We start from the raw sequence: 5,675 nt of genomic DNA, 5'->3' as shown, positions 1-5,675 counted from the left end.
GCCCCAGTAGGCGCCGGCGGGAACATCCCGGTCACCCAGGAGATCGTGTTCGGAGCGGGTGTCCGGGGCGGTATGTGCGGTGGTCATGGGGTCCTCACAGGGCTTCGTTGACGGGTTTGGACGGTAAAAATCTGGGGTCGGGGCAGGACTGAGTGACGCCGCAGCCGGCACGGTGGGCATGGTTGTTCCAGGACAAAGAGGCCGCGCGGGGCTTGCGGCGACTGCAGCAGGGGAGGGTGGGTGAATCCGGGGTTTAGGATTTAGCGCGTATGGCCGGACCTGGAGTTTCCGCTTCCGGGGACGATGGTGCCCAGGGCGCATTCGACCCCGTGCAAATGCAGCCTCATGGCCTGGGATGCTTCCTCGGCTGATCCATTCTCGATGGCAGCGAAAATGCGGGCGTGTTCCTGACCCGATTCCTTGCGCCGGTCAGCCACGAGGTTAAGGGTGTTTGATTGGTTGGCCATGGCGTCGCAGATGTCTGACAGGAATGATTCGAACACGCCATTGCCGCTGCACCGGGCGATGGTCACGTGGAACTCGGTGTTCAAAAGCACCCACTGCTGGAGATCATCTTCCTCGGACATTTCCCGGAGGATTTCCCGAAGGGCCTCCAGGTCTTCGCTGCTGCGGCGTTGGGCGGCGAGGCCCGCGGCCGGCACTTCCACGTGGGGGCGGGCTTCCACGAGGGCGCTGGCCGAATATTTGCCGAGTTTGAGGTCCTGGGCCACCTTGTCAGCGATGACGAAGGTGCCCTTACCCGTGTGGGTGGCCGTGAGTCCCAATGCGGTGCAGGAACGCAGCGCCTCCCTGACCATTGTGCGGCTCACGCCGTACTGTTTGGCCAGCGATGCCTCCGAGTCCAGGCGGGTGCCGACGGGAATCTTGCCGCCTTCGATTGCGCTGCGGAGGGATGCGAAGACCGCTTCGGCCGCGCCGACGCGCACCACTCGATCTTGTGCAGCTGTCCAGCTGTCCAACAGGTCCATACGAAGACTATGGCACCTGTCACACGGACCGTCAAGGAAGTTCCGAATATGTCGTGAGGGTAAGGGCCTCAGGTGCTCTCGCCAAGGGTTGCGGATGCCGCCCCTGATGCTAGCCCGCGAGAATCGTGCTCGAAGTCGAGTTCGGAGTGGAATTCCAACACCACGACGACGGATCCAAACCGAGAATGCCCGACCTTCTATCTCTGGACGTGCTATCTCTGGACGTGAACCACGTGGCGGAAGTGATCACGACCACTCAGTGTGCCGAAATTTTGGTCGTGCAGAATGGGACCGCCACAGCCAAAAGACCGTGGCCATAGCCCCGTTCAGCCCAGCGATAAACACATCGCCGGCGGCTGCCTGCCGATGGCCAGGTCAACGCCGACCAGCACCAGTGAACCCGCGGCGACCGCGGAAGAGATCAGGGCCAGCACCAGCAGAACCATCCAAGGGAGGACCGCGGCTCGGGCCTGTGCCCGGGCGCTGGCAGGAGCCGGCTCCGCGTTACCCATATCCTCAACCGAGTCATCAGGAACGTGATCTGGGAATATCCGTCAGGTAGCTTGCAGGCGCCGGGACCGCCTGGGCTGGGCCGTGGTGTTCGACGCCGTGGGTGTGTCCCACCGCCTCGAGCACCACGGCGGCCAGGCTCTGTGTACTCATCATGGTCTCGCGCTGCCGGCGTGCACCTGTGCCGGCGCTCAGGATCCGGGCCGCTTCCGCGGTTACTTGCTCCTCGTCCCCGCTGTCGGCCAGGGCTGGCCGGATATGGGAGAGGAGGACCTGGACCGCTTCTCCAGCCGGGCATGGAATGTTCAGCAGGGGGTGCAGGAGGGTGTCGTCGACGCCTGATTGACTTGCCTTCCACGCCGCCAGGCGCAGTTGCCCGGCGGACAGCCGGGGCTCAGAAATCCCGGAGCGCCATTCCCGGGCGGCCCGTTCAACGAGTCCCCGCACCAGCGCGGCAATCGCGGCCGCGTGTGAGGCCTCCATGCAGACGTCGGCAATGCGTACCTCCACAGTCGGGTGATTCCGGGAAAGGCGCGCGTCGAAGTACACCATGCCTTCATCGAGGAGTACGCCCGTAGTCAGCAGGGATTGCACGTACCGGTGGTATTCCCGTTCTGATCCGAACCTTTCGCAGGGCCCGGCGGTCGGCCAGCGGCTCCAAGCCTGGTAACGGAAGCTTGCGTATCCGGTGTCGGCACCCTGCCAGAAAGGGGAGTTCGCGCTCAGCGCCAGCAGCACGGGCAACCAACGCCGGATCCGGTCCAGGACTGCCACCCCTTCCTCACCGTCGTTGACACCGACATGAACATGGAAGCCGCAGGTGAGTTGCTCCCGGAGCGTCACCCCGAACCGCGTTGCCATGTTCAGGAAACGGGGCTGCGCTACGAGGGTAGGAGTGGCCGGCATGGGACTGGTAGCCACGGCGACAGCCCGTGCGCCCACCGAACGGGCTGCCTCGTCGGCAAGCCGCCGGCCCTCGCGGATGCCCGCAATTACTTCCTGCAGCGTGGAACAGACAGGGCCAACGGCCTCGAGCTGCTCTTGCTGGACCTCCAAAGCCAAGGATGGGCCGCCACTGGTTTCAGGGCGCTGCGGGGCCTTGGCCAAGCACGCCTCCGCGGCGGGTACGGGCTGCCCCGTCGTGGCATCGACGAGCAGGAATTCCTCCTCGACGCCGAACGTCCTTGGAACCTCGCCGCCAGAACGGTTGGGTGGTCTCGTCATTGAAGAATTCAAGGCAGCTCCTAACAGGAAGGCCTCCAGCCCTGCCACTGCAAGGCGGCTGCCAATGAAGCTATACAGCCCTCCTCCGCAAGCCATGATCACCGGCCCGCTCGCGCTGCTGATCCCCAGAATATCCCCAACAACAACATGCCGGAAGGAAAAGCCCCTAAGACGGTCATCCAGACGCACGTGGCACCATCGGCCATACCTTCCGCGGAAGGGGACGCGTAACGACGGCCGGGATCTGCTGCTGCCCAATACCGGTACGAGATCCCGCGGTCGGCGCCCGGTTGGTGGCGGGGCGCCGGGGGATTCCGGGTGCTAGCAGTACGTATCACCTTCCCCGGATGAGGCCCACGCCCGTGTTTCGGGCAGACAATGGTCGGACTTACGTGCGGCAGGGTTCCCTGCCGCATTCCATTTCGGAAAGGGGCCTCCAGTGTCCAGACCACACCCGATCCTTGCCGGATCGATCGCAGCCGGGGCAGCCATCGCACTGCTCACGGGCTGCGGCACGTCCAGCCCCGGCACCAGTGTCAGCAGCGCCAGAGCGGAGAAGAACGTTTCGCAGGCATGCGCTGCTGCCAGTGCCTTCGCCGGATCCCTGACAAATTTCAAACAGACACTCAAACCCGGTGCCACGATAGAACAGATCAAATCGGCACGGGAACAGGTCGCGAAGACCTACGACGACCTGGTCAAGGCCAGCCAGGACGTAGCCAAGGACGAAATGGACGCAGTTAAGACGGCCGAAAACAAGTTCGACGCAGCCGTCAGAGCCGTCCCGGATGATGCCACCCTTACTCAGGCGGCCGCCTCCCTGCGGGACGACGCCGCCAACGTCCAGGCCGCGGTCAGTGACCTCCAGACGGCGACTAAATGCTGACCTCAAGGCCCCTCCGGGCAGGTCTGCAGCTAGCCTCAGTCCTGCCCGGCTGCATTCCCGCCCCACACCGCTCCTACAGAAAGCAGGGAAGTTGACATGAGTTTCTGGGAAAACTTTTGGGATATCTTCTGGTGGTTCTTCCTCGTATACGCGTTCATCGCCTTCCTCTGGGCGTTGTTCGCCGTCATCGGCGACTTGTTCCGCGACGACACGCTGAGCGGCTGGTGGAAAGCCGTGTGGATCCTCTTCCTGGTCTTCGTGCCCTTGTTGGGTGTGCTGGTCTACGTGATTGCCCGCGGTAAGGGCATGACGGAGCGGTCCATGGCACGGGCCCAGGAGAACCGGGAGGCCTCGGATGCTTACATCCGCAGCGTCGCTGCACCGAGTCCGAGCGACGAGATCTCCAAAGCCACGGCTCTTCGGGACTCCGGAACAATCAGCGCTGATGAATTCGAAAGAATCAAGACCAAGGCTCTGGTCTGAGAGCGCCATCGACCCAGCACCGCTTGGCAGCAGATGCAATGACCATGGACGAGGTGGTGTCTTAGTCCTCGACCAGGGTGCGGTGTCCTTCTGCGCAACCGCCAGACTGTCGCTCCATGCCATTGGGCGGCACGGTGGCCGGTTGCCAGCGGTCGAGGGCGTTCCCGCAGGCGGTTCGGACCGGCCGAGGCTGCGAGGCATAACCCGATCAGTGGACTCTCTGGCTGCCCACAGGAAGCCGGGCTAGTATCCGGCTGTCACTCCGTTTAGAAAAGGAGATCCCCTTGTCTGAAGAATCAGTAGGGAGCGCCGTGCCGGAGATGCACGATCTGCCGGCCGCGGAGGGCTGCGGTGTCATGGCCGTCCAGAACGCGGCGCTGCCCGTTGCCGGCGCTATCGGCCATGGAGCCTGCCGATGGCTGGCTGGTCGCGTCGTCGGTCCGGTCCTGCGGCCAATGCCTTGGGTTGCGGGCTGATGTCTACAGACCAGGTGCCCACAACCCGGCGCCCGCTCGGCCAGGGTCACAGCATGGCCAGGCACTCGGTCGGGGCCGAGACACTGATCAAAGCCCGAAGCTCCACCGTCTGGGACGTCATCACCGATGCACGGAACTTCACCGTCTGGGAATCCGGCATCACGCACATCAGGGGAGAGCTGCGCAACGGTGGCACCATCAGAATCCGAACCCACACCGGAGGGGAGCGCACCTTCCGGCTGCGCGTCCAGCAGATGCCCGGCGAGGTGATGACCTGGACCCAGGGCCTGCCTCTGGGCCTTCTCACCGGGGTGCGCACGTTCACGCTTGAACCGATGGGCGGCATGACGCACCTGCTCGTAAGAGAAGAGTTCACTGGCCCGCTTTGCGGGCTGCTGCTCCGGGAGTTTGCGTCCGACACGCAGCAGGCTTTCACCGATTACGTTAGCGCGGTCAGGAAACGCGCCGAAATCCTCGGCCGACACGTTCGAACCACGGGATGATGAGCGCCATCGGAGAAGCGCGCAGTGTCCAAGAGCGCCCGACGCTGCCCGAGCGTGCTCTGGGCCATACTCCCCGACGGACCTCTAGTGGCGGTCTGAGGTTACGACAGCGGTTGTCTGCAGAACACCTTCAGAAAAGCCACGGATCCACCCCCGCGGGCCCTTGTTGGGTCGGCACTATCGGTTTACTGTGGGGCCTGTCGGGCAGTGTGCGCATGGATGCACGCTGGATGGGGACCGGACGGGATCATCCAGCACGCCTTCGGTGCCCTAAAAGCGAAGGAACGTAATGGCGATGATGGCTGAACCGGAAATCCACCCGCCGCCCCCTTTGGCCGGCCGGGGCGTCTATCTGCTGGACGACCACGAGGTCGTGAGACGGGGCCTGCGCCATCTACTGGAGTCCGATGGTCTCAGCATCGCCGGAGAATCAGGATCCGCGCGCCGGGCGTTCCGGCGAATCCCTGCCCTCCGCCCGGAGCTGGTCATCCTTGACGATGATCTCCCCGACGGTTCAGGTGCCGACGTGTGCCGGGCCATCGCTGCGGCGGACCCGACCATCCGGTGCCTCCTGATGACCGGAGATGCCAACGAAGCCGTGCTG

Annotated in this window: 8 protein-coding genes; 4 read left to right on the top strand and 4 right to left on the bottom strand. The window is 64.1% G+C overall.

The window, feature by feature from the left end:
• The 4 genes from Y706_RS29780 to Y706_RS25350 all read right to left on the bottom strand — a co-directional run.
• A partial coding sequence (locus tag Y706_RS29780; protein WP_216699134.1) for a hypothetical protein occupies positions 1-180 on the bottom strand: 180 nt, incomplete at its 3' end.
• A gap of 80 nt (positions 181-260) precedes the next feature.
• A complete protein-coding gene (locus Y706_RS25355; protein WP_043436112.1) occupies positions 261-989 on the bottom strand; it encodes a FadR/GntR family transcriptional regulator in 729 nt (242 codons plus the stop codon).
• Positions 990-1,315: 326 nt separating this feature from the next.
• On the bottom strand, positions 1,316-1,501 hold the full coding sequence (locus tag Y706_RS0112880) for a hypothetical protein (RefSeq protein ID WP_028276899.1): 186 nt from the start codon (positions 1,499-1,501) through the stop codon (positions 1,316-1,318).
• Positions 1,502-1,517: 16 nt separating this feature from the next.
• Positions 1,518-2,723, bottom strand: a complete 1,206-nt coding sequence (locus tag Y706_RS25350) for a glutamate--cysteine ligase (RefSeq protein WP_043436111.1) — start codon at positions 2,721-2,723, stop codon at positions 1,518-1,520.
• 439 nt (positions 2,724-3,162) lie between these two features.
• Here Y706_RS25350 and Y706_RS0112870 point away from each other — a divergent pair, with 439 nt between their 5' ends.
• From Y706_RS0112870 to Y706_RS25340, 4 genes are all read left to right on the top strand, one after another.
• Positions 3,163-3,609, top strand: coding sequence for a hypothetical protein (locus tag Y706_RS0112870; RefSeq protein ID WP_028276898.1), 447 nt, complete (start codon positions 3,163-3,165; stop codon positions 3,607-3,609).
• 96 nt (positions 3,610-3,705) lie between these two features.
• On the top strand, positions 3,706-4,092 hold the full coding sequence (locus Y706_RS0112865; RefSeq protein WP_028276897.1) for an SHOCT domain-containing protein: 387 nt from the start codon (positions 3,706-3,708) through the stop codon (positions 4,090-4,092).
• A gap of 529 nt (positions 4,093-4,621) precedes the next feature.
• Positions 4,622-5,071, top strand: a complete 450-nt coding sequence (locus tag Y706_RS25345; protein ID WP_043436110.1) for an SRPBCC domain-containing protein — start codon at positions 4,622-4,624, stop codon at positions 5,069-5,071.
• Positions 5,072-5,360: 289 nt separating this feature from the next.
• Positions 5,361-5,675, top strand: a 315-nt coding sequence (locus Y706_RS25340) for a response regulator (protein WP_253906786.1), incomplete at its 3' end; no start/stop codon positions are given.

Source organism: Arthrobacter sp. I3 (assembly GCF_000520575.1).
GTDB classification, from domain to species: Bacteria; Actinomycetota; Actinomycetes; order Actinomycetales; family Micrococcaceae; genus Arthrobacter; species Arthrobacter humicola_A.
This window is presented reverse-complemented; position numbering and strand designations above follow the sequence as displayed.